Genomic DNA, 974 nt, shown 5'->3' on the forward strand with positions numbered 1-974 from the left:
CGTCATCGTCGGACGGCCAGAACTTCCGCACCGGCAGCAAGGCCGAGAGCACCGGCCACATCAATCCGAAATACGGCAGCAGCCCAGGGCGGACGTTCTACACCCATATCTCCGACCAGTACGCGCCGTTCCACACCAAGGTCGTGAACGTCGGCGTGCGCGACTCGACCTACGTGCTCGACGGCCTGCTGTATCACGAATCCGACCTGCGGATCGAGGAGCACTACACCGACACGGCAGGGTTCACGGACCACGTCTTCGCGTTGATGCACCTGCTGGGCTTCCGCTTCGCCCCGCGCATTCGTGACCTGGGCGACACCAAGCTCTACATCCCGAAGGGCGATGCCACCTACGAGGCGTTGAAACCGATGATCGGCGGCACGCTCAACATCAAGCACGTCCGCGCCCATTGGGATGAAATCCTGCGGATGGCCACCTCGATCAAGCAGGGCACGGCGACGGCCTCGCTGATGCTCAGGAAGCTTGGCAGCTACCCGCGCCAGAACGGCCTGGCCGTCGCCCTGCGTGAGCTGGGACGCATCGAGCGCACACTGTTCATCCTGGACTGGCTGCAAAGCGTCGAGCTGCGCCGCCGCGTGCATGCCGGGCTGAACAAAGGCGAGGCGCGCAACGCGCTGGCCCGCGCCGTGTTCTTCAACCGCCTGGGGGAAATCCGCGACCGCAGCTTCGAGCAGCAGCGCTACCGGGCCAGCGGCCTCAACCTGGTGACGGCGGCCATCGTGCTATGGAACACGGTCTATCTGGAGCGGGCCGCGAACGCCTTGCGTGGCCACGGTCAAGCCGTCGATGACGGCCTGTTGCAGTACCTGTCGCCGCTCGGCTGGGAGCACATCAACCTGACCGGCGATTACCTCTGGCGCAGCAGCGCCAAGATCGGCGCGGGCAAGTTCAGGCCGCTACGGCCGCTGCAACCGGCTTAGCGTGCTTTATTTTCCGTTTTCTGAGACGACCCC

1 protein-coding gene is annotated in these 974 nt (G+C 64.9%); it reads left to right on the plus strand.

Going from position 1 to position 974, the window contains the following annotated elements; genetic code table 11:
- On the plus strand, positions 1 to 941 hold a 941-nt coding region (locus QRO95_RS25240; RefSeq protein ID WP_132422283.1), incomplete at its 5' end, for a Tn3 family transposase.
- Positions 942 to 974: the final 33 nt, after the last annotated feature.

The sequence above is a fragment of the Stenotrophomonas maltophilia group sp. Smal13 genome (assembly GCF_030236855.1).
Taxonomy (GTDB): Bacteria; Pseudomonadota; Gammaproteobacteria; order Xanthomonadales; family Xanthomonadaceae; genus Stenotrophomonas; species Stenotrophomonas maltophilia_A.